We start from the raw sequence: 1,468 nt of genomic DNA, 5'->3' as shown, positions 1-1,468 counted from the left end.
TGATTCGCTTCGCCGCTCGCTGCGTCATGATTCGCTTCGCCGCTCATAGTGGGATGTTTCCGTGTTTCTTGGGTGGGAGGGTCACTTGTTTGCGTTCGAGCAGTCGTAGTGCGGTGACGATCTGGCCGCGGGTGTGACTGGGTGGGATGACCGCGTCGAGGTAGCCGCGTTCGGCGGCGACGTACGGGTTGACGAGGGTGTCCTCGTATTCCTGCTGCAACGTCAACCGCAGGGCGTCGACGTCCTCCCCGTTCTTGGCGGCCTCGAGCAACTGTTTGCGGTAGACGAACCCGACCGCCCCGGAGGCCCCCATCACCGCGATCTGCGCCGTCGGCCACGCGAGGTTGACATCGGCACCCATGTGCTTGGACCCCATCACGTCGTACGCCCCGCCGTACGCTTTGCGGGTGATGACGGTGATCTTCCCGACCGTCGCCTCCCCGTAGGCGTACAACAGTTTCGCGCCACGGCGGATGATGCCGTTGTATTCCTGCCCGGTCCCGGGCAGGAACCCGGGCACATCGACCAACGTGATGATCGGAACGTTGAAGCAGTCACACGTACGGACGAACCGCGCTGCCTTCTCGGAGGCATCGATATCGAGGGTGCCCGCGAACTGGGTGGGTTGATTGGCCACGATCCCCACCGACCGGCCGTCGATCCGCCCGAACCCGACGATGATGTTACGGGCCCGACCCTCCTGGACCTCGAGGAATTCGTCGTCGTCGAGGATCCGAGTGATCACCTCGTGCATGTCGTACGGGGTGTTCGGTGAGTCCGGGATCAGAGTGTCGAGCTCGAGATCCTCCGCGGTGAGACTGTCCTCGATCGACCCGGTGACCGGATCCGACGGCGCGGTACGCGGGGCGTCGGCGCGATTGTTGCTCGGCAGGTACGAGAGCAGATCACGCACGTAATCGAGCGCGTCGTGCTCGCCGGAGGCGACGTAGTGCGCGACCCCGGACTTCTCCATGTGGGTGGTGGCACCGCCGAGTTCTTCCATCGTCACGTTCTCCCCGGTGACGGTCTTGATCACGTCGGGGCCGGTGACGAACATCTGCGAGGTGCCGTCGACCATGACCACGAAATCGGTCAACGCCGGGGAATAGACGTGCCCGCCTGCGGCGGGTCCCATGATCACCGAGATCTGCGGGATCACCCCGGAAGCGCGGACGTTGCGGTGGAAGATCTCCCCGTACAACCCGAGCGAGACCACCCCTTCCTGGATGCGGGCTCCGGCACCTTCGTTGATCCCGACCAGCGGGCGACCGGTCTTGACGGCCAGGTCCATCACCTTGACGATCTTCTCGCCGTAGATCTCCCCGAGCGAGCCACCGAAGACGGTCGCGTCCTGGGAGAACACGCACACATCCCGGCCATCGACCGTGCCGTAACCGGTGACGACACCGTCACCGAACGGGCGGTTCTCACCCAACCCGAAATTCTGCGACCGGTGCCGCGCCAACGC

1 protein-coding gene is annotated in these 1,468 nt (G+C 64.6%); it reads right to left on the bottom strand.

What is annotated here, in order from left to right:
- Positions 1-43 precede the first annotated feature (43 nt).
- On the bottom strand, positions 44-1,468 hold a 1,425-nt coding region (locus tag CH275_RS26705; protein WP_094681181.1), incomplete at its 5' end, for an acyl-CoA carboxylase subunit beta.

The sequence above is a fragment of the Rhodococcus sp. 06-235-1A genome (genome assembly GCF_002258785.1).
Classification (GTDB): Bacteria; Actinomycetota; Actinomycetes; order Mycobacteriales; family Mycobacteriaceae; genus Rhodococcoides.
This window is presented reverse-complemented; position numbering and strand designations above follow the sequence as displayed.